This is a genomic window from Gloeothece verrucosa PCC 7822, assembly GCF_000147335.1.
GTDB classification, from domain to species: domain Bacteria; phylum Cyanobacteriota; class Cyanobacteriia; order Cyanobacteriales; family Microcystaceae; genus Gloeothece; species Gloeothece verrucosa.
This window is the reverse complement of the sequence record NC_014501.1, coordinates 3497443-3523499: the sequence shown is the minus strand read 5'-3', so window position 1 is coordinate 3523499 and position 26057 is coordinate 3497443. Positions and strand designations below refer to the sequence as shown.

Genomic DNA, 26057 nt, shown 5'->3' with positions numbered 1-26057 from the left:
TTTGCTTTTTTTATCATCAAGACCCAGAAATATCACATCTTCTGGTAATCACTTTAGCCGGTTGAGAGATCAGAGTCACTTTTCCTTGACTGTCAATTAGCCATCCTTTTGCTTCGACTACTTTATCGGATGTGGGTGTTGAGTTTTGTGCCGCCACAGGTGTCTGATGGAGGTCTTGAGGCGGTTGTATATCTTCCCAAATTTCATTATTACTGAGAGTTTCAAAAGGATCAGAAGCTAAACCCCCCCGTCCAGTAATCACAAAACGACTCGAAGTCTCTGCACTGCCAAATTGACATCCTTGTAAGAGTTGAGGGGTTTCAGGGGGATTAGGGTTTTCGGACAGTTTATCTTGAGGATCAAAATCTCGTTGATTGATTTGGACGACTCCACTAATTCCTAACTGGGAACTGGCGTTAATGTCACTCAAACCTGTCAGACTTGCACGGGGTTCAATTCCATAAATTCCTTCAGTAGTGATGGTGATGTTTCCCCCTTTTCCTTCAAAAGCATTGGCAGTAATATCGCTATTTTCATTAGGAACTGCCAAGATCAATCGAGCATTAATGTTGATGTTGCCTCCGTCGCCGCTTCCTTTGGCAGTGCTACTAATCTGGCTGTTGTTGCGTAGTGATAAAAGAGCTTGTACGTTTAAATTAATATTACCTTGTTCCCCTATGGTTTCAGCTTTTATCGATCCTCCATTATTAAGGAGCAGATTTTCTGTATTAATTAAAAGGTTGCCGGCTGTGCCTTTTCCCATACTACTGACGCTGATTTCACCCCCATTGTTAATGAGCAATTGGGGGGTATTAATGCTTAAATTTCCCGCCGGGTTAGGACTTTCAGTGGTCCCTAAGATCGTGCTGCCTTTGTTATCGATTAGTATCGACTTGGAAGCATTAATGTCTAAAGACCCGGCTTGACCAATACTTCCTTTAACAGCCGCCACCGATATAGTTCCCCCGTCTCGGACCACTAATTGCTCTGTATTGATGATTAAATTGCCGCCATTCCCTCTGGTCCCTTGTTCTGTGGTAGTGGCAAATATGCCGCTAGGACTTATTACTTGATTCTCTAGGGTTTGACCCCTAATTTCTATAGATTTAGAAGCATCTATTCTTACTGTTCCCCCATTGCCACTAGAAAACTTAGTGGAGCTATCTATCCGTCCCCCATCCCGAAGAATCAATTTTTCGGTTGTTACCTTCAAGGTTCCAGCATTTGTGCTTCCGTTAGCCGTCTGTGTTGTTAATACGCTGATTCCTTCTCTATCACCGCCTACTTCTACCGATTCAGAAGCATTGACGCTTAAATTTCCTCCCTGTCCATTACCCTGATTAGATGCGTCTATAAAAGAATTATCTCGCACAATCAACTGCTTTGTGTCAATGGTTATGTCTCCCGATGCTCCGGTCGAAAAAGTATTAGTATTAATATTACTGAAATCGCTCACTTTTAAGGATTCGGAAGCTTTAATAACAATATCTCCACCCTGATTAATTCCTTGGTTAAACGACACTAATATCGAACCCCCAGTCACAACTATCTGTCTTCCCTGTAACAAAATATCTCCACTGGTTTGACCCTCTGAGGCAGTTGTTCTAACCCGCGCCTCTTGAGATAGTTGAATATCTTGAAAAGCTTGCACTCCCTCAATTCCTAAAGACCAGCCTTGCTCTATGGGATTCAAGCTGACCAAGCTGTTGTTACCCACGCTCGTGAGTTCGATTCTTCCCCCAGGTGCAGATAATATCCCCCCTGTTAAGAAAATATTCCCTCCCACAAGGGCTAGGGTTTTGCCGTATGCTACCTCAAGCCCCACTCCCAAACCAGCACTATTGTCTACTCTCGATTGATTGATAATGGCTGCGGGATTATTGCCAAATTGCAAGCCAATGGGAACACTAAGAGTTAACAGGGGTTGGGATGGGGAATCAACTGCACTGTAAAAGGTTCCATCAGCAAACTTGATTTGATTAGCCGTCGTGGCGATCAGTGACCCTCCTAGGTTTAGACTTGCATTAGGGCCAAATAAAATGCCGCTAGGATTGAGCAAAAATAGGTTAGCATTGCCATTAGCTCGGATGATCCCATTAATATTAGACATGGAGCCTCCAGTCACCCGAGTGATGATATTCTGCACCTCGGGGAGGTTGTCAAAAAAAGCTTCCCCTCCATTGGGCACAGAAAATTCTCTTAAACTATGAAAAAGATTTCCTCCTGCTTGCCTTCCACCAGTAATGGTGAAATGAAGATTATCTGTAGAGGTAACTTGTGTTCCCACAGAAGGGTCGCTGCTAATTTGTCCGTTACACCTGCTGCTATAGACATTGAGGCAACACAGAGAAATTGCAGCAACCATCCAGGATGAATTAGGAAACTTTTTCAACTCAACTAAGGCTCCTGTTAAGCTTTAACACACAACGCAAAAATTATCTACTCTGCGTCCAATTCGATTATAAGGTGGGCATAGAACAGTACAGGTACTGTCAGTGCTTTGATTGACGGTTTGCGAATCAGCAAAAGGGTTTTCATTGGCTTTGTTTATGGGGGTAAAGGTTTGCTCTAATTTTTCTGTACTGACAACTGGGATGTTGTCCTGAGCAGCCAAAGGATTGCCGAGTGCGCTAATCAGTTGTACTATTACAAAAACACTAAAAAATAGGCATAAAAACATTATTATTGACTTTCTGGTTTTCATAATAATAACGTTGGCTCTTCCAAGTAGTAGAAATGTTTAGGTTTACTAACTTATATTTTACCTAATATTTTGTCCAAGATATCAATAAATTATTAACTAATATTTCTTTTCCTAACGGGGTACTAATCGATCTTCCAACCTCTTGTTAATAGACATTTGAGACTGTCTCATGATTTGACAAGGCCGGCAGGCCCAAGCCTAGCGGCTCTATAGTTCATAATATATATTTATATAGACTAAGGGTAAAAATGAATTCATGCTTCCTCATCCTCAATGGCAAATCCTAACCCCTGTAGAAATTCCCCGATGGTTTCAAGAGATAGTCAAGGGTTATACTCGCAACTCAGATGGGTTAATGGCTGCACAATTATTATGGCAAAGAGGCATAACTGACCCCCTGCAACTGCCGGGTTTTTTAGACCCAGATGCTTATCAGCCTAGCAGCCCCTTTGCCTTTGGTCAAGAAATGAAATGGGCCGTTCAACGTCTCCAACAGGCACTCTCTAGCGGCGAAAAACTCACGATTTGGGGAGATTTCGATGCCGATGGCATCACCGCCACCAGTGTTTTATGGGAAGGACTCGGAGAATTTTTTCCTCAATATCTTCAACTGGATTATTACATCCCCAACCGCTTTAGCGAATCTCATGGCTTAAACTGTTCGGGTATAGACCGCCTGGCAAGACAGGGAACCCGCTTAATTATCACCTGTGACACCGGTAGTACCAACCTCACCGAGATAGAATACGCCAATCAATTAGGTATTGATATCATTATTAGCGACCATCACACCTTACCCCAAGACCGTCCTCCCGTTATTGCCATTATTAACCCTCGCTATTTTGACTCCTCTCATCCTCTTTTTCATCTTTCTGGTGTGGCTGTCGCCTATAAATTAGTTGAAGCACTATATCAAACGTTACCCGATTTGCCGAAAAATCCGCTCTTAAATTTATTGGACTTAGTAGCTATAGGATTAATTGCTGATTTAGTACAACTCGTCGGAGACTGCCGCTATTTAGCGCAACGCGGCATACAAAAACTTCAACAGCAACTCAAAAACCCCACTCGTCCAGGAATTGCCCGTCTCCTAGAATTATGTCAAAGAAGCGGCGATCGTCCTACTGATATTTCTTTTGGTTTAGGGCCAAGAATTAACGCCGTTAGCCGCATACAAGGAGATGCGACTTTTTGTGTGGAATTACTCACCAGTAAAGATAGCCAGCGCTGTCAAAAATTAGCCTTAGAAACCGAATTAGCCAACACCCGCCGTAAAGCCTTACAAAAAGAGATCACCGCACAAGTCCAAAAAAAACTCTCTCAGTTAGATCTCTCTACCACTCATGTGATTGTTTTAGAAGACCCTCAGTGGCAAAGTGGGGTTTTAGGATTAGTAGCCGGACAAATTGCCACTGAATATAACCGTCCTACCATTTTATTAACCCCTGGAGATGAAGAAAATGCCGATAATGCCGCCTCTTTAGCGAAAATAGCGAGAGGTTCTGCGCGTTCAGTTAATCATATTGATTTGTATCAATTAGTGGCTTCTCAGTCTCATTTATTACATCGTTTTGGCGGTCATCCTCTGGCAGCCGGGTTAAGTTTACCCGTAGAAAATATTTCCCTGTTTCGAGATGGAATTAATCAACAACTGCGGCAACAACATGGAGATTTAGCTTTACGGGGTCCGGTCATAGAAGCTGACTTGGTGGTGAGTGTTGCTGAGTTGGGAAAGGCCCTATTTTGGGAGTTAAAGCTTCTCGAACCCTATGGAATGGGAAATCCTATTCCTAAATTACTGATTCAAGATTGCTGGTTTGAAAACGCTTGGCATAATAACCCTAAAGATTTAAGAGGAAAAAAAATTCAATACATCAAAACCACCTTTCAACTCAGGGATAATTCCGTCAATGAAGGATTTCCTGGTGTCTGGTGGGGACATTACAAAGACGAATTGCCTCAAAATACCTCCTCTGATGCCCTGGTTGAACTCGATTATAATCTCTATGAAAAGCGTTATGAGGTGCGCTTGCTGGCGGTTCGTCCTCATACTCCCGACCATTATCTTAATAGCCGTTTACCAAATACAGATATACTCATCGATTGGCGAAATCAACCTGCTATAGACTCCTCACAACCGGTCAGAATTCTGCAAAAATGTCCCACCTCTTGGGATGAAATTCAACAGGAATATCGACGGGCCATCGCACTTTCTTCTAAACTTGCTCTTGCTTACCCTCCTCCTCAACCTCTATCTCCTGAGCAAACTTGGGAAAAGTTAGTCGGTATGGCTAAATATCTCAGTCGTCGGGGTCAAACAACAACCCTCAGACAAATGCAAGAGCAATTAAATTTAAGCCGCTATTCCCTTAATATTGGTTTACAGGCTTTGTCTGAGTCCGGTTTTCATTGTCACAGCCATCAGGGAACCCTTGAAATCAGCCACTCTTGTGAGAGTTTTCCCGAATCTGATGCTGCCATTTATCAATTTTTTTCGGCGGTAGAAGAAGAACAATTTATACATCAGTATTTTTCCCGAATTCCGCTTTCTGTTCTTCAAAATTTACTCGAACAAACACCGATAAATTTTGATATTTTTTAATAAAATTTATTCGTTTATTTTTTCTTACTAATTAACGGATAGTGACAAAAAATAAATATTTGTAAAAAAAAATTAAGAAGTTAAAAACTTTTATGTCAAAACCGAAAAAAATCAAGACATAAAATCAAGGTTAATCTAAGATTGAAGAGGAGATATAATTAGAGTCTGAATCAATTGCTATGCGGTTATTGTTAATACCAATTTTCCCAGAGTGCTGTATTTAATTCCTCCCCAGCAGTCCTTGATAAGGGAAAAATTTAAGTAAAATTAAGGATATCATCAAGAAAATGGTATAAACTCCAAAAATAACGAAATAAGCACAGGGATATTTTTTGAAAAATATCAATAAAATATAGAAAAAGTGAGTAACTGAAAATGATCAAAGTAACTCCCAAATTATTAACCCAACTAACTGAGGCGTTTGACAAACTAAGTCAACAAAAAGCCACTGGAGAGTTAGTTCTCAATCAATCCCAAAAAGTAGCAACAATTTACCTATTTTCAGGTAGACTGCTCTACGTTGTTGATGAAATTCATCGGGTAAGACGTTGGAAACGCGCCCTCAAGCAACATTGTCCAGACTGGACTCCTCCGACACAATTATCGAATAATGATCCTTGGGAATATGATTTACTCTATCAAGGAATCAGCCAAAAAAAATTAAGTTTGAATCAGGTTAAAAATATTATCTGTACCATTGCCCAAGAATGTTTATCCGAATTAGTTTTATCTAAAGACCTTCATAGTAAATGGAGCGCAACTCAACGGGAAAAATCCACACTGGTTTATTGTATAACTTTATCTTTAGCAGAAATTCATCCAGTTTTAACTCATGCAACCGAGATTTATCACCAGTGGCAAGCCGCTAATTTAGAGAGCATTCATCCGAGTTTATCACCCCAACTGATGTCAACAGTCCAGGGAAAGCCTCTACCGGTACCTGCACAGTATCTCAATGGAAAATATACCCTGTGGGATATTGCTTTAGAACTTAAACAACCGGTGACAGAAATTAGTAAGCTTTTATTGTCTTTAAAAGATGAAGGAAGGATTATATTTCAAAAAATCGAAGATTTGCCGAATTTATTGACTAAAGCATCCCTATCTAATAAGCCTTCCATCTCTCAACCCTCAACCCCTTCCCCGGCAAAAGCCAGTAACAATAATTACCTAATCGCCTGTATTGATGATAGTCCTGTAGTGGCCCATAATTTGAAAAAGATCTTACAGCCAGCAGGATATCAAACCTTATCTATTCAAGAACCGATGGCAGGATTTGCCCAATTAATTGAACATAAACCGAATTTGATTTTACTAGATTTAAATATGCCTAATGCCAACGGCTACAGTGTTTGTAAATTCCTACGAGAAACGCCGGTTTTTGGCAAAACCCCGATTATTATTCTAACCGCTCAAGATACCGTCATTGATCGCGCTCGAGCTAAATTAGTAGGAGCAACGGATTTTATTAGCAAGCCGCCTAACCCAGAAGAATTGTTACAGATCGTGCAAAAGTATTTAGCCCAAGCGAGTAAAACCGAAGAAGCTACCTATGGAAATTTGACTAATCAACCCGCTTATTAAGATCTGATTAAAGACTACAAGGATATCCTCGATGTTAACTGAATCAACCGCTCAATTTACCCCCGTTTATGGACCTGTCAAATCATGGCGTTATGGGCGATCCCTGGGCATCGATCCCATTGGTAAAATATCTAGCTGTTCGTTTAACTGCGTTTACTGTCAACTCGGAGAAATTGAACAACCCACCGGTGATCGCGCCTTATTCGTAGCCACATCAGAGATTTTAGACCATTTAAAACACTTTGCGCCTTGGGACGTAGAGGTGATCACCCTTAGCGGCAGTGGAGAACCCACATTAGCGCTTAATTTAGGGGAAATTCTCCGAGAAATTAAAGCCCTGACCGGCAAACCGACCTTAGTATTAACGAACGGAACCCTGCTCACAGATGCGGCTGTTCGTAGCGAATTAGCCCATGCCGATAAAGTTTCACTGAAATTAGATGCTGTTAATGCTTCACAACTCAAACGAATCAACCGACCCATAAGAGAATTCAATTTAGCAGAACTGGTGAGAGGAATCAAACAATTTCGAGAGCAATATAAGGGAGAATTGAGTATTCAGACAATGGTTTTAGTCCCTTGGGATGACATCACTATAAATACATATATAGAGTTAATTAAGCAAATAAATCCCAAAGAGATACAACTCAATACCCCTAAGCGCCCTAAACCTTTACAACATCAGCTAGAAGCACGAGGAAATCATACTCAGGCTGAGGAACGTTTTTACCCAGTGCAAGTGTTAAAATGTGTGAGCGCGACAGTTTTAGAAGCATTAGCAACCCGCATAGCTCAAGAAACTCAAATTGCTATCAAATGCGCTTAATGGCTCCCTAAACCCTTTCCCCTTTTGCGGTTCGGGAGTTTAGCCCTGATGTAGGATACTGGGGTGGTGAAGTAAGGTTAGTATAAAGTTAGAACAAAAAAACCAAGGAAACAGAGCCGTGAATACAAATTTTGTTCTCACTCTAGCCGCAATTATGACTGTTGGGACTCTAGGAAATTTGGGATTTTCCAGTTCTGCCAATGCTCAACAGAATAATTCCTCTTCATCAGACATCATTCAAGACACCGAACCGAATACCAACAATAACAGAAATACTCCTCAAAAAGGAGACAATTCTCAGTCACGGACCGTAATTATTTATTACGACTACCCTGATCCGGTTTTAGAACAAAGAATTTACCGCAATAACTTAGAGGGAAGACTGTTTGATGAAAGCCGCTCTCAAAGAGCAAGGGACTATTACTATCGGATCACCGAGCCATATAATCAACGTTATTACCTAGACCGTAGCCCAGTCCCCTACTACTATCGAAGATAAAAAATCAGATTGTGGTGGGTTATTGCCCCCCAATCTAGATTAATTTTGAAAACGAGCTAACATTCGGTTTGTTATCACCCTAAAATATCGGAAAATAGGAAACTGATAATATTCTATGATCAGCCAAATTAAACAACACAGATGACTGACTAACGTCAGCACGATCCAAAAAATCGGTAACCAAGACAAACGACTTTCAGGCAGAGGGGGAAACAAATAAACCGACAAGCTGACAATGGCTGTAGGCAGTAAAATAAACATCATTCCTGCTATCCAATAGCCCCAACTCAGTTCAACCCCCTCAGATTTTACACTCTGCCAAGAACGACCATTCCAACGCCATTTCAAGGCTAACTGACTATCAGCCATTTGGATAACTTGTTGTTCTAAATCAGCAGAAAAAATATGATTACAGAAATTACAGGCAAAAGCGTCCATTAAGGAAATATTAGAAAGTTCTCCATGACGACAGACAGGACAGGTGTAAACGCGACTATAATTTAAAACACTACCGGATTCAGAAATATTAGACATCACACCAACGCTTTAATAGAGGTTCTCTGTGATTAATTTTCGAATGGTTTATTTAAACCCCACCGTTGAAGGCTTCAGCCGAAGTCCTGACCGCAGGAAGGGTCTACCAAGGAGCGGGGTCTTTATTAAGCTAACATTTATTCGTGGATAAAAACCAAGCGGCTATAAAGCTCAAAAGCCGCATCCCAAGGGGTTTCTTCTGGGCGTAGTAGGGTAATATGAGGTTCTATTAATTTAAGCATTTCTTGAAAATCTAGAGCGGTTTCAGCAAAATGGTTAAAATCTGACCAGACCGGCACTTGGGGTAACTGCTGGTTTAAGTATTGATTTAACTGTTTCCAATTATCGCTAGTGGTTTTTGGTTCACCCGTGTGCTGCGCTGATGAAAAATTAACCCCTTTTTGAAACTCGTAGTTTTGGTCCCATAAACGAATAATACAAGAGTGCGGAACTCGTTCGGCACCCCAGTTAGCTTTAAGATGGAGATCGCAGACTTGGATATAATCTAGGGTTTTAGTCTTTCGTTGTAGTTGACGTTTAGCATCGATGTCTATACATTCTTCAAAAATAGGAAGGCGACCTTCTACCCGTTGAGTGACCATAGACCAATCAAAGGTAATGGTTTCTGACTCTCCTTTTTTGGGCTTATAAACGGCTGTTACTTGGGGAGATACTGAGTCTAAATATTTAATTTCATATACTTGAAACCGTTTAATTTCTGGCAGCGAAGCAGAAAAACAGGGGATTTCAGCTTTGGTGAGCAGTTCTTGATAATAGCGCATTTCCCCAATATTACCAGTGCGATACAACCGCCAAACTCGACTTGGCAATTGTAAGCGGGCGCTATAAGGGTCTAAATTCATAATTTTTGCAAAGGCAAGGGCAGCCTTTTGTTTTAATTCATTCGGGATCGGTTCTAAAATTAATATGCCAGGTTCAGTATTGCCCGGCTCACTGTTAAGTTTTGCTAAGATTTCTTGACGTTGCGCTTTGGCTATTTGAAGTTCTCGATCTTCGAGTTCGCTAATGCGGTTAATCCCTTGACGAGCCAGAGCAACAATTTTAGGATTAGGAGAGGAAAGCAGCAATTGCCGGTATTGTTGATGAGCTTGAGCTAAATTTGCTCGTGCTTCGTCTAAACGGGCTATATAAAATTGAAACCAAGGGTTATCTGAGTCTTCTTTTCCAATTTGTTGTAGGAGTTCTTGGGCAGATTGATAATCTTGATTTTCGATCGCTTCGGCAACATCATTATACATAAATCATACCTAAGAAAACGATTGAGTGTCCACCATAGCACTGACAAGAGAAGCCACATAAACAGGGGCAGTAATAGCGCGTAGAATGCGAGGTCCTAAAGAAACGGGTTGAAAACCAGCACTGATGGCTAAATCAATTTCTCCAGTTGTCCATCCTCCTTCGGGCCCGGTGGCAATGATTTGAGGATTTAAAAGCGGCTTAGTTAAATAGCTGAATAAATGATCTGTTTCTCTACGAGTAACACAAATATATTTATCTGTCTTTACTTCTTTTACTTTTGTTAATGCGATGGAAAACTTGATGGGTTCAAGGATTTGAGGAACGATTTGTCTTTCGGATTGTTCCGCCGCTTCTAAGGCAATTTTACGCCAACGTTCAATTTTTTGGGCACTAGGATTGAGTAATGTCCGTTCACTGATTACAGGAATAAAGGTGGTAACACCTAATTCGGTACAACCGCGCACGATCTCTTCAAAACCACTGCCTTTGGGTAAGGCGATCAACAGGCTTAAGTTAAGTGCTAATTCTGTTGATTCAGTTAAGGTTTCTAGAAGTTGGGCTGAGGTTCCTTGTAAAATTGCCTTCCAAGCTTTTCCTTGTCCATTCATAATGATCAAAGGATCACCGTCTTTTAATCTCAGTACCCGTTTAAGATAATGCTGTTGATCATGAGTTAAGTTTACCCATTCTTGTTGTTGTTGTGTCGGTTCAATGACTAATCGATACACTTTTTTAAGTTAATAAAAGTATTGTGTATATTGGGTGAACTCGAAACAATATTGATCATTATTTTCTCATCTGACGTTCATATCTTGGGCGGCAAGGAGTTCCCCAAGCCACTTGTTGGGAAGGGATATTACTAAAAACGCTACTTCTAGCCCCGATAACAGCATTAGCTCCTATATTAACGCCAGGTGCAATAAAACAATCTGTCGCTATCCAAGCCCCATTGCCAATATTAATGGGTGCTGTCATCAGTCTAAAGGCTTCATCTTCTATATCATGGCTGCCAGTACATAAGTAACATTTTTGGGAAATTACAGCTTGAGTTCCAATTTTAATCCAATCCAAACTATAAATTACCACATCATCCCCAATCCAACAGTTGTCTCCGATTTCTACTTTCCAGGGATAAGTAAAGCGGGCGGTGGGACGAATAATTACTCCCTTACCAATTTTTGCACCGAATAGCCGCAACATCCAGCAGCGTATAGCGTTTAAATTGTGAAGACTCAGAGGAAAAACCATCGCCTGCACCAACCACCAGATTAAAATCAACCATCCCGGACGACCGCGATCAAACCCGGCTTGGTCGTATTTCCGCAAATCTACCAAAGGTTGGGCGTTTAAAATCGGAGGAAGATCAGTATTAAATTCCATTAGCGGGTTAAGACTTCAGATTTAGCTTGAACGGGGGCAGACTGAGACAAATTAGCAATATTTAAAGCACCTCCAAAATTTCGTAACTCGTATAATTTTACTCCGATTTGATATTCATATTGACTTAATAAACGTGCATAAATATAGCCGGCTTTGCCATCTAAGAAACCCAGGCGAATAATATAAAATAGGATAAAACGTAACAAAGGTTTAAACGGAAGACGCACCCAAATTTTCTTTAAAAAACGTTTACGCTGTACAGCATCTCCAAACAGATTTGAGCCAATTGTTCCCTCATTTCCTTGTCCGCTTAAAAGATTATAATAAACTCTGGCTTCCCAGTTAGAGTAACGGTTATGTCTTTCTAACCAATGATAAATATCCCGAAAATCAATGTGTAGCATATCATTTTTGAGATAGCCCACTTTGCCTTGTAAAATCACGTGTTCATGAACTTCGTTATCGCCGGTATTGGGAATGTCTTCGGTTTTTAAATTTTCGTAACGTCCTAACTTGTGTTTAAATAGTCTTAAATTCCAATCGGGATATTTTCCCCCGTAACGTATCCATTTACCGAGAAAAAAGACTTTTCGATTGAGATAGTAACCATTGTACTCAGGATTTTGTATGGCTATAGCTATCTCATCCCAGAGTTCTGAAGGAATGCGTTCATCACAGTCTACTATTAAAATCCATTCATTGCGTAGGGGCAGATTTTCTAATGACCAATTTTTCTTTTTTGGCCAACCTCCATTAAAATAAAATTGGACAAGATTAGCTCCATAATGGCGAGTAATTTCTCCACTGTGATCGCTGCTTTGAGAATCTACAACAAATATTTCATCGGCTCGAGCAACACTTTCTAAACAGGCAGGCAAATTTAATTCTTCATTTTTTGCCGGTATAATTACGGATACGGGAATTTTATTTAATTCAATAGACATAGTTGAAGGACCATTATTATTAAATTACTTGGCTGATAATCCTAGTTTAGGCTCGTTTCCAAGACGATCACGAGGTTTAGTCCAAAAAAATCAAGGTGATCGTTGATCTGTTGTCTCGATTTTACTATACTCTATAGAGTTTATGAATCAGCAAATTTCCCGAAGAAAAATTATTCTCGTAACTGGTGCTGCTCGTTCAGGTAAAAGCGAATGGGCCGAACAATTAGCCGCACTGAAGAATGATCCCGTCACTTATATAGCCACTGCTTATCGAGACTCCACTGATCTAGAATGGGAAGCGCGGCTTAACCAGCATCGTCTAAGACGGCCTACCCATTGGCAAACAAAAGAAATTCCTCTAGAATTAGCCACCACCATCGCCCAAGCTAAAGCGCCGCATTGTTTGATCGTAGATTCTTTGGGAACTTGGGTTAGCAATTGTTTAAATGAAGATGGTGCGAGTTGGCAACAGATCTCCCTTGAGTTACTGACCAGTTTACAACAATCTCAGGTAGAGGTGATTTTAGTGGCAGAAGAGACTGGCTGGGGAGTTGTGCCTGCTTATCCTGTGGGGCGGCTTTTTCGTGATCGCCTTGGTCATTTGATTAGACAGATTGGAATTATAGCAGATGTTGTCTATTTGGTTACGGGAGGTCATGTTCTCAACTTGTCTCAATTAGGACAACCTTTAATAAAAAATCAACAAAGTGATGATTTTATTGCTTAAATTAATCTGATGAGTTAAAGAAAGCTTAAAAAACAGCTTTGATCAATTCAGATTAGCTATTTGTAGCGACTTTCAGGATTTTAGCGCAGAAATTTTGGCTATCTGTACACCTGAGTTTTTTTTTAAGTATATATTACCAGTAATACGGCTAGGCTAATCTTATTTTAAGAAACGATAACATCTGCTTCACGTTAGTATAAAAATAGGACTTAAAAATAGTACAACTCGAACAGCAATATATATATGAGTATGGCAACAGAACAACAAGTAAAACTCTATCTTGCCTATTGGTTTCAACTAGGCAAAAAAGTTTTACTCCGTAATGGACGAGAACAATTGCTTCCCAAGCCAATTTTTTCTGAAAATAGCTACTCTTCGGAGTTTGAAAACTGTTGGGAACGTTTAATTGATCCTAAAAGCGGAGATTGTTATTTAGAAGGAACTAATCAAACAATTCAACAATTGCTCAGTCCGGCTTGGGAAATTATTGACTGTGCCAGATGCCAAATGCCGGTTCCGGTTCGTCAGTTGGGACAACCTTGTCCAGAATGTCCCTGTAGCGATATTCCACTTTGGCCTAATACAGAACTGCCTCTCCCTCGTTCGCCTGTGGATACAAGGGAGCGTTTAAATAACCTGACTCAACGTTTGCAAAAAAGAGAATATAAAATTATTCCTAAGAAATCTCAGCCAATTGATCGCTACGATGGCGAGGAATCTCGTAACTGAAAAAATCATAAGCTAATTTAGTGTTAGGAAAAATTGCACGCGCTTCTTCTAGTAAATTATTAACATCTAATTCATTACCGGGAGCATAACGAGGACTAAAATGAGTCATGATTAAAAGTTTGACTCCTGCGGCTAAAGCCACCTGAGCCGCCATCGTCGAGGTAGAATGAAGACGTTCAAAAGCCAGTTGAGCATCTTGATGAGCAAAGGTTGCTTCGTGAATTAAAACATCTGCTTCTTGGGCAATTTCTACGGCACTCTCACAAAAAACGGTGTCAGTACAATAGACCAATTTACGGCCGCTTTCAGTGGGACCACATAAATCTTGTCCTCGAATAATTCTCCCATCAGCTAAAGTAACCGTTTCTCCGTTTTTGAGTTGTCCATAAATTCGCCCCGGAGGAATGCCAAGCGCTTTGGCTTTTTCCACATTAAACCGTCCTGGCCGGTCTTTTTCTGCAATTCGATAGCCATAGGCGGGGATACGATGCTTTAGTAACCCACAACTAACGGTATATTCTTCGTCCTCATAGACTACACCCGGTTGCACCGTATGAACCTGTACCCGGTTGCCAAAATGAGTATAGGAATATTTAGAACAAGCTTGGATATAGTCTTTTAATCCTGTTGGACCATAAAGATCAACCGGTTGAGCAGTACCCGCTAATCCACAACTAGCCAGTAATCCCATTAAACCAAAAATATGATCGCCGTGTAGATGAGTGATAAAAATGCGTCGCAGTTGAGAGGTTTTGATCTCGCTGCGTAACAGTTGATGTTGAGTTCCTTCTCCACAGTCAAATAACCAGACTTCTCCTCGTTGGGGAAGCCGCAAAGCTACACTAGATACGTTCCGAGATCGGGTTGGAACTCCTGAACTGGTTCCTAAAAATGTAATTTCCACTACTGTTGACATCCTTTTTTCCCTTTTCCTATCCTGACACATAAAGGGAATTTAGGATAAATAGTCGTTTTCAAATACCTTGAGCAAATATTTTCTTAAGATTGATTGACTCTCATAAGACATTTGACATCGATTAATACTAGCGACTCTTTTTGTATCACGCCGCAACTCTCCAGAGATTTTCCCACAATTGCAGTTTTTTTATAATTTAGGAGTTCTTGGGGATTAATATGATGAGCAAATGCCTTTAACCATTCATCTTGTTGTATATACTCTTCAGTGAAGGCTGATTTATCCACTAACCAAAAATCGATCCCATATTGATTGATAAAATTAGATACCTCTTCAAAATCGCTACTATACTGAGCTTGAATTAATGCTATGGTTCGTTTTTCCATTTCGGCAAAAAATTCTGGATGATAGGGGAGAGCATACCCACTTCCTCCCACTAAAATAGAACGGTGCGTAAAACTGGGTAAATTGTTGGCTTCAGGAACTAGAGAAGCAACTAAACTATCTTTTTGCTGTTTTTTAAGAAAGTCATAAAGCTCAGGATATTTTCCCTCGATATAATCACTTGAAGGAAAAGTATAGCCGCTTGCATTCAGTAACATTGGGTAGCCTACCGGCAGGTAAATAATAATTAATAATAAAAAAGTTGTTGTGATTAATTTATGAGTTAATACTGACCGTTGGTGCAAGAGTGTTATTAATCCTATGGCTAGAGATATAGCCGCACCGACAGCAAAAATTATTTTAAAGCTATGTTCTGTATAACGATTGGGCAAATGAAGCTTAAAAGCTACAGCATGAGCCAGCAAAAAGAACCCCAAAGAAATCAAGGCAAAATTTCTAATCAATAATCCTTTTTGGGGATAAAATTCTAAGGAAAAAGAGAGTTTTTTAAAAAATTGCAGCACCACAGGGAGAAGAAAACATAAAAAGACTTGAGGAGGTAATAATTCAAAACCTCGTCTATAAAGGCGACACCAGTCGGTAGGGATAAAACCACTACGTTTCCCACAAAACCAGTATTGCATCGGTTCAGGATTGAAAAAAGCCGACCAACCTTTAGAACTAAAGACCGGTAGTTTTTTCGCTTCAACTTTGGTAATAACTTCTCCAAAAGGAGACGGATAAATTAGATAAGGTAGCAGAACAATTAAAGTAACTAAACCCGCAGACAATATCCATACATAATCATCCTTTTCAGTTGATAAATAAAGTTTTCTTTGGCCAAAACGAAATAAACGAAGCCCAACTAATCCAGCCGCTAAAAGTAAACACTGAGGATAAAACAAGCCCAGCAGCCCCATACAAAAAAGAGTCTGTAATTTTTTTTCTTTGATGTAATAATAGAGGAAACAACATAAGAAAGGAACGGCAAAAGCGGCTGGTGTCGCCGATACTAAATCATCTCTTGTCCACAAACTTTGATTAAGGAAAATAGCGGCAGAAAATCCTGCAAAAGGTAAGGGTAAAATTTCTAGGGTTAGCCGAAATATATAAAGAGTTGCAATTAGTCCTAAAACGAACGGTAATAATTTATGTAAAAGAATGGGGTCTATTCCTAAAAGAGCAAAAAATTGATAGAGTTTTGTATAGCCGATGGGAGCCGATTCTTGAAAGTAATCAGCAATAATATCCTTGGGAAACAATTCTGCGTCAACAAATCGCGCCATCCAAAATACATGTTGACGAGCATCATCTTGAATAATATATTTTTGGGAAAAAGCTTCTTGTAAAGCAAAATGGCTATAAAAAGCCGAAAAAAATAGACTCAAGTAAAGCCAGAAAGTGTGATATTTTTTAGCAAAGCTTAGAGATGAGTTGGTCGAAAACTGTTGGGTAATTTTCGTCTTCAATAATAACTTAAAATCGGGCATCAAAACTTTTAATGATATTTGAACAGTCAGCTAAGACGAATTTGAACCCGGGATAGTTGCACTTGTTGAGAAAGATTTTAAATTTGACGCTCTCAAGGCTAAATTAGCGGCTCATACCGGCTCGTGATAACAGAGATTTTCTCTTGGGGGATAAAGGGGGAATAGAGCCGCTTACAGGTATTAGCGAACAAATTGCCAGCGCAAAATCATAATAATAAACAGTCCAATCACTAACAGAGCTATAATTCCCCAAATATCATGGACAGAAGCAGAAACCCCTTGCCAAATTCCTTTGATGGATTGTTCTACGATAAAAAAGATTGACTTAGTTATACTTGAAAAGACATTTTCAACGGCTCTACCTATAGTCTCTCCATTCCAGTTATTAGGGTTACCCAAGTTCTCTAAAATCCCTTGACTAGCTGATTGCCAAAAATCACTGATTAAAGACTTAATTTGCTCTAACTTTGGCTCTAAAAAATTGGAAATTTCCCTCACGAAATGATCTAAGGTTGGCTGCGGATTTGATAAAAGGGGATTTAAAGCCTGATCTAAATGAGTTTTCCATTGACTCAAAACCTCTTGAGTTCTCGATAATTTATCTTCGAGAAAAATTCGACTTTTCTGGGCTAAATCGTTAATATAACCGGCTGAATAGTTGGATAAAATTTGCTCTAACTTCTGGCTTATAGAAATTTTCCAGTCGGTGAGCGTTGTGGTAATGGGGGATAACTTTGACCCTAAATCCGGAAAGTTTTCGGCGGTAAAGTCTCTCAGGTAATTTTGAGGATTTGACAAAAAATCGTCTAGAGTCTGTCCGGCATGAGAGCGAAAACTATCGAGAGTATTTTGGGTCGATTGGACAGCATCCTGAATATATTTATCCCAATCAAATTTTTGAGTCATTCCTTGAAACGCATCAGCCATAAGCCAACTTACTTGCAGAAAAATCTGGATAAAAAACATGAACTTAATTCCTTATTAGTTCAACAATTTGCATTTTTAATCCCTATCTGGTTCTTCGGTAAAGGTTCGATTATTCCTCACTCATAAAGCTTCATAACATCAGTAATGGCTAAACGAGATTGAACACCCAAAGATAGGGGAGAAATATGTCCTCGGTTAAAATGATCGGCTGCCGCACAACCAATCATAGCCGCATTATCGGTACAGAGTTTTAGAGGGGGAAAATAGACCGTCAGATTATGTTCAGTTGCGGCGGCGGTTAGATGTTTTCTTAAGCCACTGTTCGCGCCGACTCCTCCACCGACAGCAATAGTATTTAACCCATAGTCTAACGCACAGGCAATGGTTCTTTTAGTCAAAGAACGCGCCACCGTATCCTGAAAACTGGCGGCTAAATCATTAATGGGCAAAGATTGATTTTCTTGTTCTAATTTTTGAACTAAGCGCAATACAGCAGTTTTTAAGCCGCTAAAACTTGAATCATAGGGGTGATATCCGCCTGTGGGTAAGGAAACTCTACCCTCTGGTAAAGCAAAGGCTTGACTATTGCCAGTCTGGGCCATGCGATCAATAATGGGTCCACCTGGATAACTTAATTTTAGTTGCCGCGCCACTTTATCAAAAGCTTCTCCGGCTGCGTCATCTCGCGTAGTACCTAACATTTCATAGACTCCACAATCTTTGACATAGATTAGACTGGTATGTCCTCCAGATACCAATAAACATAAAAAAGGCGGCTGTAATTGGGCTTCACTGAGGTAAGAGGCATAAATATGTCCTTCGAGATGATGAACCCCTAGAAAAGGTTTTTGATATAAAATGGCTAGGGTTTTGGCGGCACTTACCCCCACCATTAACGCCCCCACTAAACCCGGTGCTACTGTTGCCGCGATCGCATCAATTTGCTCCCAGTCTAAGGCGGCTTCTGATAATGCCTGTTCAATACAAAGATTAATGGTTTCTAGATGTTGACGGGATGCTACCTCTGGAACAACCCCGCCATAAGTTCGATGCAGGTCAATTTGAGAGGCGACAATATTGCTATAAATGTTACGATTGTTTACGATTGCAACCGCCGTTTCGTCACAACTTGTTTCAATTGATAAGATCGTTGCCATTCTCTGCTAGTTTGATTCAAAAGACTACTTTTTGTAATGTAAACTTTACTCGGGCAACCTGTCAGAGTAATATTGCATCGGTGTACCACTAAGTCCTCCCTTTCTGGACAAAAAACTTAACTTTTTGTAACAAAAGGAAACAATTTATGCGACGATTTTTGGCTCTTATTTTGGTTTTAAGCGTTTGGTTCACTTTTGCGCCGCCAGCGTCAGCAGATTTTGCTAATTTAACCCCCTGTAGTGAATCTGCCACTTTTCAGACCAAAGCAAAGTCTTTCCGCAATACCACTGCTGATCCTCAATCCGGTCAAAAGCGGGCTGAACGTTATGCTGAAGCCCTCTGCGATGAGAACGGATATCCTCATTTAATTGTTGATGGTCGTTTGACTCATGCTGGTGATTTCCTTGTTCCTAGCGTTTTATTCCTTTATATCGCTGGTTGGATCGGTTGGGCTGGACGTTCTTACCTAATTGAGATTCAAAAAGGTAAAGATCCAGAATTGAAGGAAATTATCATTGATGTTCCTTTAGCCATTAGCAAAATGCTTGCGGCTGCGGCTTGGCCTTTGGCAGCGTTAGGAGAATATACTTCTGGCAAATTGGTTGTCAAAGATGTACCTGTTTCTCCTCGCTAAGATCGAGGATTTAGTAACTACTTGTTGAAATTTGTTGTTTGGAGAACTATTCATGGCTAAATTTTTATCTTCTGCACCGGTTTTACTGATGGCTTTGTTGACCTTTACAGCCGGACTTTTAATTGAAATTAACCGTTTTTATCCCGATCTTTTGTTCTATCCTTTAGGATAAAACAGTAGGATGGGTCTAATAGCCATCGACTCAAAAGGATAAGAATTAGTGATTAGGACGGTGATGAATAATAAGCAATCAGTTAAAATTAAACATTGTTGGTTTTTTATCACCCCCTAATCACTCTGATGGATAAAACATTATATGACCAAAAAAATTTAATATTTTGCGCTTTTTGAATTACGCTTTCGATTGGTGGAAATCAAGAAAATTAAAGCACTTACTATCATGATTGATTGGGAACCGTGATCAATAATAACCAATGGGTTAAGATAAACATCGTTTGTTTTTTATCTTCCCCTAACCCCTCTCATGACTGTGATGGAATTCCCCATTGATCAATATAAAGGAGAAATAGCGGCTTTAAGTGCGGCTTTTTTATGGGCTGCTACATCGGTTGTTTTTGTCGTCCTCGGACGAACCATTCCCCCCCTCCTGCTGAATTTTGCTAAAGGGGTGATGGCGATCTCTTTTATCAGTCTTACTTTAGTGTTAACCCGTCAACCCTTTCCTAGCCTTCCTCTGATGCCGGTTAGTATTCTCTTCATTAGTGGTGTTATTGGCATTGGTTTAGGAGATACTGCCTATTTTACGGCACTTAATTCTTTAGGAGCTAGAAGAACCCTATTAATCGAAACCTTAGCGCCTCCTTTGGCGGCTATTTTAGCTTTGGTTTTTTTAGGAGAGTCTCTAAGCTTTGCTGATTGGTGTGGTATTTTATTAACCCTATTAGGGATAGCTTGGGTGATTAGTGAACGCACACCGGCAACGGTGGTGAGTAGTCCTCATCCGTTTAGGGGGATAATTTGGGCAGGTTTAGCCGCTATGGGTCAAGCAATTGGGGCAGTTTTGTCGCGTTTGGCTTTGGTACAATCAGACATTACCCCTTTATGGAGTACCCTGATTCGGCTAATTGCAGGTACACTCATCGCTTTTTTCCTATTGTTAATTCGTCCTCAAACCCGAGATAAAACTGCTCAGATAGCTTGGTCTTTTCGCTTGATAGGGATTATTGCTTTAACGGCTTTTGGAAGTACCTTTTTAGGAATTTGGTTACAACAAATGTCTTTAAAGTTTGCGCCTACGGGGATTGCACAAACTCTGACTTCTACGAGTCCGTTATTTGTTTTACCCTTGGCGGCTTGGATGGGAGATAAAATTACTTTGAGGGCATTGGTTGGGGTTTTAATTGCCCTTGCTGGAATTGCGATTTTATTTGCTTAATAAGAGTCTTCTTTAAGCATTTTCTCTTTGAGTTTTTCGGCATCTTTATACATATCAATACGTCCATCACGGTATACTTTAGCAATAAATGGGGCGGGATTTTGGCGGACAAATTCTTGCATTTTGACGATTGTTGCTAAAAATATTTGAGCCATATCCGGCCCCGATAAGTTTTGCGACGCTAGGGCAAACATTTTTATACCAGCATAAGCAACTGCCAATTGTTCTGTGTTATTTTTGCCAATCTTGGCATCTTTCGTCAGGACTACCCACCCTTTTTTTCCTACTTCAGGTAACCATTCAACATCTTGAGCATTATTTTCAAAATGATCATCATGAATTTCAACGGTAATGCCGGCTTTACGAAGTGCTTCTGCAATGTGCTTTTTTCCTAAACATCGATCAATAAAAAAGGTGATCTGTTTTTCTTCTTTCATGCAGCAGCAGGCAGTTGAAGTTCATAATCAATCGCTTCTTTAATCGAGCGACTATCGCAGTCATAATCATACGCCAGATCCTCAATAGAATCACCAGCACGATAACGTTCTGCTAAATTACTTGTAGGAATACCAGTTCCATCGATCACTAAACGGCCAAAGGCAATTCGAGGATCAAACACGAGAATACGAGGATTATCTTCTTCGGGAGAACGAGTAAAAGGATATAATTTAATTCCTAATCCTTTTTCATCAGTTTCTATACGTTTTAGATGAGTATCGAGGGATTTTTCAAGTTCTATCATTTCTTTTGTAGAAGCATTAATGAGAGAACCATATTTTTCGATAAATAAGTCTACTCCATCAGTACGAAAACGCTCTTGTGCTAGGGGATGAGGAATTTTAAACTGCTCATCAATAAAGTCAAGGGCAGATCGTACTTTATCTAATAGAATTTCATGCTCTGTACGAATTGCTCTTAAAACATGGACTTCAATCAGATTAGTAAAGGAAAGCAGTCGAGGCTTATTTTTAGGAATAGAAATTAAGGGTTGAAAGAATTTTGAACCCTCGGTAGTGGGGTAGTATCGCCCTACAGTCCATGAGCGAATAGTTGCCTGTGGAATGCGTAAATAACGAGCCGCATCGCCGATGGAGTAGTTGGGCATATCCCTAGGGTCTTTTCCTCCGTACAGGTCATTCATGGATATACTTTGATTTTCTTTGTCTCAATTATACGAACATTTGCATCAAATTCAGAACTTACCCAATTCTGCATTAGAAGTCAGAAAAGTTAATTTTTTTAAAATAACATGACCGTCATGCTATAATCAAGAAATTGTTAAGCCGGAGAAAATCTTAATGGCAACTGAGCGATGGAATGATGAAAGGTTAGATGAACTTGCGGATACTGTAGAACAAACAACACACAATGTGGATCTGCTAGTAGGTGCTGTGAATGCTTTTTTAGAGCGGGATCGGGAACGGGCTGAGGAATCTCGTCAATATAAACTTGACAATGATCAACGTTTTAATACACTTTTAGAAGAATTGCGGCAATATAAGCTGGAAAATGACCAACGTTTTAATACACTTTTGCAAGAGTTGCGGCAATATAAACTGGAAAATGATCAACGTTTTAATACACTGTTGGAAGAAGTACGCTTTCTGATTCGTCAACTCGGGAACAATCAAAACCCATAGCTATTTTTAATCAGTCGGATTTTGAGCCGCTTGGGCTTTCTTTTTAGCGATCGCTTCTTCTAGAGCAATTCGGGCCACTTCTTGCCAATCTGAGAGCCAACCCGCTTTAATGTCGGCTTTGAGGGAAGGAGGGAGTCTAATCGTCATCTTTTCGGTACAGCTTTCAGAGCGGCTGTATTTTCGCTCAAATTGATATTCACTAAGGGCAGGGTTGCCGCCGGGTCTTGGCATAATGTTTATTACTAAGGGTGCTAGTTAACAGTGTAACGATGAAGTGAATTTTATTGCAAGACTGACATTCTAAAAGAAAAACTAAGAGCATTTCATAACTTATGTCTATGTACTGTCTGTGTTATGAACTAATAAACAGAGCCAAAGACCTAATATAGAGCCTAATGTAAAAATAAACAAAATTAATTTTACTGATGTAAAAAAACTCGCACATTGTGCTAAAATTTCAAGTTTTTTTGGATAGAGTTTTAACATCGTAAAAATACTCAGATTTTCCAGCAAATCAAAGACCATCACCACAAAAGGAAAAAAATAAAAATTAGACCAATAAACTTGACTGGGGTCAGTAACTTGTTTCCGACTAACTGATCTACTCTTGAGCAATAAACGCAAAATAGAAGCAAATAATAATGAATAAATAATCGGAAATATAAAATCAATAGTTACTGTTTCTTTAGCATAAAATTCACGACCTTTTTGGGGATAATTATTAATAGTTTGATAAGCAAAATCAGGTGAATATAAAAATTGAGAATCTAATAATTGACCTCCAACAATATTCGGAATAATAGTTAAAAATAAAAAAAAACAAGAACAAAGCTTATACCTAATATAAAAATCCATATTCTTGTCTTTACTAAATGATCAATTAATGCAGTTAATTTGTTGATCCCGAATGTCATAATTTTAAAAATTCCTAAAAAATCCAAGGGAGAGAGCTAATTATAAATAAACTCTCTCGAAAAACTTTCCTTACTCCATAACACTATTAAAGAAATCAATAGTCTCTTTCAGCACCTTAATAAAAACATCAATTTCCTCACGAGTATTATAAAAATACAAACTCGCCCTAGCGCTACCAGAAGCATTAAATAACCGATGCAGAGGTTGAGTACAATGATGTCCTGAACGTATCGCTATCCCTTCATGGTCTAACAACGTCGATAAATCACTGGCATGAATACCTTCTACATTAAAAGATGCTAAAGCAGCCCTTCCTTTTCCTTCGGCTGTGGGTTTAGGGCCGTATATTTTCAGGTTAGGAATAGTTGCTAATTTTTTAAATAAATAAGCCGTTAATTCTTCTTCATAAGCGCGGATATTATCCATGCCTACTGCGGATAAATAATCTACCGCCGCACCCAGGGCAATAGCTTCAGCAATAGCCGGCGTTCCGGCTTCAAATTTATGCGGCAATTCTCCAGTGGTAAAACCTTCGAAAAATACCTCAGAAATCATTTCCCCACCGCCCATAAACGGCGGCATTTCTTCGAGAAGCGAACGTTTACCATATAAGAAACCTATACCAGTAGGGGCACACATTTTATGACCACTGGCCACTAACCAGTCACAGTCTATTTTTTGCACATCAATAGACTTATGCGGCACACTCTGACAACCATCAATTAACACTTTTGCACCCACTTCATGTGCCAAAGAAATAATGGTTTCTACAGGGTTAATACAGCCCAAGGTGTTAGAAACATGAACCACCGCGACTAATTTGGTTCGCTCTGACAACAATGTTTTATACTGTTCTAAGTCAAACTCTTCATTTTCAGTCAGTCCCACATATTTAATGACTGCCCCTGTCTTAGCCGCCATAATTTGCCAAGGAACAAAATTACTATGATGTTCCATCACGGTAGAGATAATTTCATCTCCGGGCTTTAAATTGGTTAATGCCCAACTGTAAGCCACAAGGTTAATGGCTTCTGTGGCGTTGCGGGTAAAGATGATTTCTTCTCGATATTGGGCGTTAACGAATTTAGCTACCTTATCTCTGGCGGCTTCGTAAGCTTCTGTAGCGCGAACACTTAAAGTATGAGCGCCCCGGTGAACATTGGCATTATCATGGTTATAATAATGGCGCAGCGTGTCTAATACGGCTTGAGGTTTTTGAGAAGTAGCGGCACTATCTAAATAAATTAAAGGTTTACCGTTGACTTCTTGCTGCAAGATAGGGAAGTCAGAACGAACTTTAGCGGCGAGTATGTTTTCTTTGATGGCAGTCATTGTTCTTCGTCATGAGTCAGTGGTTATTAGTCATTGGTCATTAGTCAATAGTTTTATGTCAGTTATAATACTTGTTGATTGAGTAAAGTTTATTATTTACTAAAAACTAAGGACTAATGACTATTTTTAGTCAACGGTACGACAGGTAACACACTGAGATAACCGTTGACGTAAAGAATGGACAGGAATTCTATCTATGATATCTGCTGCAAAGGCATCAATTAACAAGTGGCGGGCATCTTCTTCCGTTAAGCCGCGACTACGCAGATAAAACAGTTCATCTGCTTCTAACTGACTAACGGTTGCCCCGTGAGAACATTTAACATTATCGGCGGTTATTTGTAATTCTGGCTTCGTATTTACTCTAGCTTTGGGGGATATTAATAAGTTGCGGTTAAGTTGGGCAGCATTCGTCATTTGGGCGGGTTTAGGCACAAAAACTTTGCCGTTAAAGATAGCATGGGCACTATGATCAATAATACATTTATGGAGTTGATTAGTTGTCCCATAAGGATGATTAAGATAAACGGCACTATGGGTATCTGAAACCTGCTTATCTCCAATTATCGTTAACCCATTCAGCGTGGTTTGGGTTTGTTCTCCTTGTTGAAAGATTTCTAGGTTATGGCGATAAAGTTTGCCGCCAAAATTTATCTCATTTATCGTGTAATTACTGTCTCGTTTTTGGGCGATGGTACTTTTGGCAATATGAAAACTTTTACCGGCTTCTCGTTGAATACGGCTATGATTAACTTGGGCGTTTTCTTCTAGCCAAATTTCGGTTACTGAGTTGGTAAAGTAGGTATTGTCTGATAAATGAGAACAACTGTTGGTAATGACACGATAATCTTCGATGATTTGTAGGCTTGAGTGTTTTTCGGCCACTACTAAAACTCTTGGTTGAGTAAAAATGGGGGTTTCTGTCTTTACGGTTAAAAATAATAACTGAATAGAACTATCTACTGTTACTCCTGCCTCTGTCCACACCACCGCTACATCGGTTAATCCGGCGGTATTGAGGGCGCTAAAGATTTCGGTTTGTTCGTTTTGTTTTCCTAAATATACGGAAATTTTTTCGGTTGGGATACTGGCTAAGTTTCCCACTTTTACGCCTTCGGGTAAAGCCGAAAGATTAGATAATTCTGGGGCATAAAACCCGTTCACAAAAACGAGAATACTGTTGGCAGTTTCGGGCAGAATAAAAGATTTAATGGAGTCGGCTGTTAAATTTACAGGGGTAGCCGCCGAAAAATTTTGCTGTTGTAACTCCGATATATCAGTAAAACGCCATTCTTCATCTTTTTTAGTCGGTAAGGCTAATTGACCTACAGTTGCGGTAGCTTGTTGACGTATTTGTTGAAGAAATTCTGCTTCAATGACTGCTATTTTTTCCTCAGATTGTTGCAGTAACCTATCTAAATAAGTATCCTGCTCAATGCCTCCGATGTCTGATTTAATTATTACTGATGTACTCAT

26 protein-coding genes are annotated in these 26057 nt (G+C 39.8%); 10 read left to right on the top strand and 16 right to left on the bottom strand.

Annotation, left to right across the window (positions count from 1 at the left end):
• Positions 1–16: 16 nt before the first annotated feature.
• On the bottom strand, positions 17–2365 hold the full coding sequence (locus CYAN7822_RS15475; protein WP_041933266.1) for a two-partner secretion domain-containing protein: 2349 nt from the start codon (positions 2363–2365) through the stop codon (positions 17–19).
• Positions 2366–2960: 595 nt separating this feature from the next.
• Here CYAN7822_RS15475 and recJ point away from each other — a divergent pair.
• From recJ to CYAN7822_RS15450, 4 genes are all read left to right on the top strand, one after another.
• Positions 2961–5306 (top strand): single-stranded-DNA-specific exonuclease RecJ, encoded by a 2346-nt coding sequence (gene recJ, locus CYAN7822_RS15465; protein WP_013323212.1) that lies wholly within the window; start codon positions 2961–2963, stop codon positions 5304–5306.
• 375 nt (positions 5307–5681) lie between these two features.
• The gene (locus CYAN7822_RS15460) at positions 5682–6890 is read left to right on the top strand and encodes a response regulator (RefSeq protein ID WP_013323211.1); all 1209 of its coding nucleotides are present in this window, start codon (positions 5682–5684) and stop codon (positions 6888–6890) included.
• Positions 6891–6921: 31 nt separating this feature from the next.
• The gene (locus CYAN7822_RS15455) at positions 6922–7716 is read left to right on the top strand and encodes a radical SAM protein (RefSeq protein ID WP_013323210.1); all 795 of its coding nucleotides are present in this window, start codon (positions 6922–6924) and stop codon (positions 7714–7716) included.
• A gap of 118 nt (positions 7717–7834) precedes the next feature.
• Positions 7835–8215, top strand: coding sequence for a hypothetical protein (locus CYAN7822_RS15450; RefSeq protein ID WP_013323209.1), 381 nt, complete (start codon positions 7835–7837; stop codon positions 8213–8215).
• A 39-nt stretch (positions 8216–8254) separates the two neighbouring features.
• On the opposite strand, the gene CYAN7822_RS15445 is transcribed toward CYAN7822_RS15450, so the two are convergent.
• From CYAN7822_RS15445 to CYAN7822_RS15425, 5 genes are all read right to left on the bottom strand, one after another.
• On the bottom strand, positions 8255–8749 hold the full coding sequence (locus CYAN7822_RS15445) for a hypothetical protein (protein WP_013323208.1): 495 nt from the start codon (positions 8747–8749) through the stop codon (positions 8255–8257).
• A gap of 137 nt (positions 8750–8886) precedes the next feature.
• A complete protein-coding gene (locus CYAN7822_RS15440; RefSeq protein ID WP_013323207.1) occupies positions 8887–10008 on the bottom strand; it encodes a tetratricopeptide repeat protein in 1122 nt (373 codons plus the stop codon).
• A gap of 9 nt (positions 10009–10017) precedes the next feature.
• Positions 10018–10737: a 16S rRNA (uracil(1498)-N(3))-methyltransferase gene (locus tag CYAN7822_RS15435; protein ID WP_013323206.1), complete on the bottom strand. Its 720-nt coding sequence runs from the start codon at positions 10735–10737 to the stop codon at positions 10018–10020.
• A 58-nt stretch (positions 10738–10795) separates the two neighbouring features.
• The gene (hpsU, locus tag CYAN7822_RS15430) at positions 10796–11389 is read right to left on the bottom strand and encodes a hormogonium polysaccharide biosynthesis acetyltransferase HpsU (RefSeq protein ID WP_013323205.1); all 594 of its coding nucleotides are present in this window, start codon (positions 11387–11389) and stop codon (positions 10796–10798) included.
• Entirely contained in the window at positions 11389–12333 is a 945-nt protein-coding gene (locus tag CYAN7822_RS15425) for a glycosyltransferase family 2 protein (protein ID WP_013323204.1), read from the bottom strand. The genes hpsU and CYAN7822_RS15425 overlap by 1 nt, the downstream gene beginning before the upstream one ends.
• A 142-nt stretch (positions 12334–12475) precedes the next feature.
• Here CYAN7822_RS15425 and cobU point away from each other — a divergent pair, with 142 nt between their 5' ends.
• Both cobU and CYAN7822_RS15415 read left to right on the top strand, forming a co-directional pair.
• Positions 12476–13060, top strand: a complete 585-nt coding sequence (gene cobU / locus CYAN7822_RS15420) for a bifunctional adenosylcobinamide kinase/adenosylcobinamide-phosphate guanylyltransferase (protein WP_013323203.1) — start codon at positions 12476–12478, stop codon at positions 13058–13060.
• A gap of 249 nt (positions 13061–13309) precedes the next feature.
• Positions 13310–13789, top strand: a complete 480-nt coding sequence (locus CYAN7822_RS15415) for a hypothetical protein (protein WP_425365343.1) — start codon at positions 13310–13312, stop codon at positions 13787–13789.
• Here the strand turns inward: CYAN7822_RS15415 and CYAN7822_RS15410 are convergent.
• From CYAN7822_RS15410 to tsaD, 4 genes are all read right to left on the bottom strand, one after another.
• Positions 13737–14693, bottom strand: a complete 957-nt coding sequence (locus tag CYAN7822_RS15410) for a ribonuclease Z (RefSeq protein ID WP_041933772.1) — start codon at positions 14691–14693, stop codon at positions 13737–13739. The genes CYAN7822_RS15415 and CYAN7822_RS15410 overlap by 53 nt on opposite strands.
• Positions 14694–14788: 95 nt before the next feature.
• On the bottom strand, positions 14789–16579 hold the full coding sequence (locus CYAN7822_RS15405) for an MnhB domain-containing protein (RefSeq protein WP_013323200.1): 1791 nt from the start codon (positions 16577–16579) through the stop codon (positions 14789–14791).
• Between the two features lie 180 nt (positions 16580–16759).
• Positions 16760–17545 (bottom strand): hypothetical protein, encoded by a 786-nt coding sequence (locus CYAN7822_RS15400; RefSeq protein WP_013323199.1) that lies wholly within the window; start codon positions 17543–17545, stop codon positions 16760–16762.
• Between the two features lie 77 nt (positions 17546–17622).
• The gene (gene tsaD, locus CYAN7822_RS15395; RefSeq protein WP_013323198.1) at positions 17623–18663 is read right to left on the bottom strand and encodes a tRNA (adenosine(37)-N6)-threonylcarbamoyltransferase complex transferase subunit TsaD; all 1041 of its coding nucleotides are present in this window, start codon (positions 18661–18663) and stop codon (positions 17623–17625) included.
• Positions 18664–18809: 146 nt separating this feature from the next.
• Here tsaD and CYAN7822_RS15390 point away from each other — a divergent pair, with 146 nt between their 5' ends.
• From CYAN7822_RS15390 to CYAN7822_RS15380, 3 genes are all read left to right on the top strand, one after another.
• Positions 18810–19298, top strand: a complete 489-nt coding sequence (locus CYAN7822_RS15390) for a photosystem I reaction center protein PsaF subunit III (protein WP_013323197.1) — start codon at positions 18810–18812, stop codon at positions 19296–19298.
• Positions 19299–19350: 52 nt separating this feature from the next.
• Positions 19351–19470 carry a photosystem I reaction center subunit IX gene (psaJ, locus tag CYAN7822_RS15385; protein WP_013323196.1) on the top strand — a complete coding sequence of 40 codons (120 nt, stop codon included), beginning with the start codon at positions 19351–19353 and terminating at the stop codon, positions 19468–19470.
• A gap of 312 nt (positions 19471–19782) precedes the next feature.
• Positions 19783–20694: a DMT family transporter gene (locus CYAN7822_RS15380; protein WP_013323195.1), complete on the top strand. Its 912-nt coding sequence runs from the start codon at positions 19783–19785 to the stop codon at positions 20692–20694.
• On the opposite strand, the gene CYAN7822_RS15375 is transcribed toward CYAN7822_RS15380, so the two are convergent.
• Both CYAN7822_RS15375 and CYAN7822_RS15370 read right to left on the bottom strand, forming a co-directional pair.
• Positions 20691–21131, bottom strand: coding sequence for a PIN-like domain-containing protein (locus tag CYAN7822_RS15375; RefSeq protein WP_013323194.1), 441 nt, complete (start codon positions 21129–21131; stop codon positions 20691–20693). The two genes, CYAN7822_RS15380 and CYAN7822_RS15375, sit on opposite strands and share 4 nt — an antisense overlap.
• Positions 21128–21835, bottom strand: a complete 708-nt coding sequence (locus CYAN7822_RS15370) for a DUF433 domain-containing protein (RefSeq protein ID WP_013323193.1) — start codon at positions 21833–21835, stop codon at positions 21128–21130. Before CYAN7822_RS15370 ends, CYAN7822_RS15375 begins: the two co-directional genes overlap by 4 nt.
• Before the next feature lie 157 nt (positions 21836–21992).
• Between CYAN7822_RS15370 and CYAN7822_RS15365 the strand changes: the two genes are divergently transcribed.
• Positions 21993–22334 carry a hypothetical protein gene (locus CYAN7822_RS15365; protein ID WP_013323192.1) on the top strand — a complete coding sequence of 114 codons (342 nt, stop codon included), beginning with the start codon at positions 21993–21995 and terminating at the stop codon, positions 22332–22334.
• A gap of 6 nt (positions 22335–22340) precedes the next feature.
• Here the strand turns inward: CYAN7822_RS15365 and CYAN7822_RS15360 are convergent, their stop codons facing one another.
• From CYAN7822_RS15360 to sufD, 4 genes are all read right to left on the bottom strand, one after another.
• The gene (locus CYAN7822_RS15360; protein WP_013323191.1) at positions 22341–22565 is read right to left on the bottom strand and encodes a hypothetical protein; all 225 of its coding nucleotides are present in this window, start codon (positions 22563–22565) and stop codon (positions 22341–22343) included.
• 105 nt (positions 22566–22670) lie between these two features.
• Entirely contained in the window at positions 22671–23189 is a 519-nt protein-coding gene (locus tag CYAN7822_RS15355) for a hypothetical protein (RefSeq protein WP_013323190.1), read from the bottom strand.
• Between the two features lie 129 nt (positions 23190–23318).
• Entirely contained in the window at positions 23319–24581 is a 1263-nt protein-coding gene (locus CYAN7822_RS15350) for a SufS family cysteine desulfurase (protein WP_013323189.1), read from the bottom strand.
• 126 nt (positions 24582–24707) lie between these two features.
• Positions 24708–26057: a Fe-S cluster assembly protein SufD gene (sufD, locus tag CYAN7822_RS15345; protein WP_013323188.1), complete on the bottom strand. Its 1350-nt coding sequence runs from the start codon at positions 26055–26057 to the stop codon at positions 24708–24710.

Coding starts and splice junctions, on each gene's coding strand:
- CYAN7822_RS15455 (WP_013323210.1), top strand. CDS start 6,922: ATGTTAACTGAATCAACCGCTCAATTTACCCCCGTTTATGGACCTGTC.
- CYAN7822_RS15445 (WP_013323208.1), bottom strand. CDS start 8,749: ATGTCTAATATTTCTGAATCCGGTAGTGTTTTAAATTATAGTCGCGTT.
- CYAN7822_RS15400 (WP_013323199.1), bottom strand. CDS start 17,545: ATGTTTTTTATCCAGATTTTTCTGCAAGTAAGTTGGCTTATGGCTGAT.
- CYAN7822_RS15365 (WP_013323192.1), top strand. CDS start 21,993: ATGGCAACTGAGCGATGGAATGATGAAAGGTTAGATGAACTTGCGGAT.
- CYAN7822_RS15425 (WP_013323204.1), bottom strand. CDS start 12,333: ATGTCTATTGAATTAAATAAAATTCCCGTATCCGTAATTATACCGGCA.
- CYAN7822_RS15390 (WP_013323197.1), top strand. CDS start 18,810: ATGCGACGATTTTTGGCTCTTATTTTGGTTTTAAGCGTTTGGTTCACT.
- hpsU (WP_013323205.1), bottom strand. CDS start 11,389: ATGGAATTTAATACTGATCTTCCTCCGATTTTAAACGCCCAACCTTTG.
- sufD (WP_013323188.1), bottom strand. CDS start 26,057: ATGAGTACATCAGTAATAATTAAATCAGACATCGGAGGCATTGAGCAG.
- CYAN7822_RS15375 (WP_013323194.1), bottom strand. CDS start 21,131: ATGAAAGAAGAAAAACAGATCACCTTTTTTATTGATCGATGTTTAGGA.
- CYAN7822_RS15405 (WP_013323200.1), bottom strand. CDS start 16,579: ATGCCCGATTTTAAGTTATTATTGAAGACGAAAATTACCCAACAGTTT.
- CYAN7822_RS15350 (WP_013323189.1), bottom strand. CDS start 24,581: ATGACTGCCATCAAAGAAAACATACTCGCCGCTAAAGTTCGTTCTGAC.
- CYAN7822_RS15440 (WP_013323207.1), bottom strand. CDS start 10,008: ATGTATAATGATGTTGCCGAAGCGATCGAAAATCAAGATTATCAATCT.
- tsaD (WP_013323198.1), bottom strand. CDS start 18,663: ATGGCAACGATCTTATCAATTGAAACAAGTTGTGACGAAACGGCGGTT.
- CYAN7822_RS15370 (WP_013323193.1), bottom strand. CDS start 21,835: ATGAATGACCTGTACGGAGGAAAAGACCCTAGGGATATGCCCAACTAC.
- cobU (WP_013323203.1), top strand. CDS start 12,476: ATGAATCAGCAAATTTCCCGAAGAAAAATTATTCTCGTAACTGGTGCT.
- recJ (WP_013323212.1), top strand. CDS start 2,961: ATGCTTCCTCATCCTCAATGGCAAATCCTAACCCCTGTAGAAATTCCC.
- CYAN7822_RS15415 (WP_425365343.1), top strand. CDS start 13,310: ATGGCAACAGAACAACAAGTAAAACTCTATCTTGCCTATTGGTTTCAA.
- CYAN7822_RS15360 (WP_013323191.1), bottom strand. CDS start 22,565: ATGCCAAGACCCGGCGGCAACCCTGCCCTTAGTGAATATCAATTTGAG.
- CYAN7822_RS15355 (WP_013323190.1), bottom strand. CDS start 23,189: ATGGATTTTTATATTAGGTATAAGCTTTGTTCTTGTTTTTTTTTATTT.
- CYAN7822_RS15380 (WP_013323195.1), top strand. CDS start 19,783: ATGACTGTGATGGAATTCCCCATTGATCAATATAAAGGAGAAATAGCG.
- CYAN7822_RS15475 (WP_041933266.1), bottom strand. CDS start 2,365: ATGGTTGCTGCAATTTCTCTGTGTTGCCTCAATGTCTATAGCAGCAGG.
- psaJ (WP_013323196.1), top strand. CDS start 19,351: ATGGCTAAATTTTTATCTTCTGCACCGGTTTTACTGATGGCTTTGTTG.
- CYAN7822_RS15460 (WP_013323211.1), top strand. CDS start 5,682: ATGATCAAAGTAACTCCCAAATTATTAACCCAACTAACTGAGGCGTTT.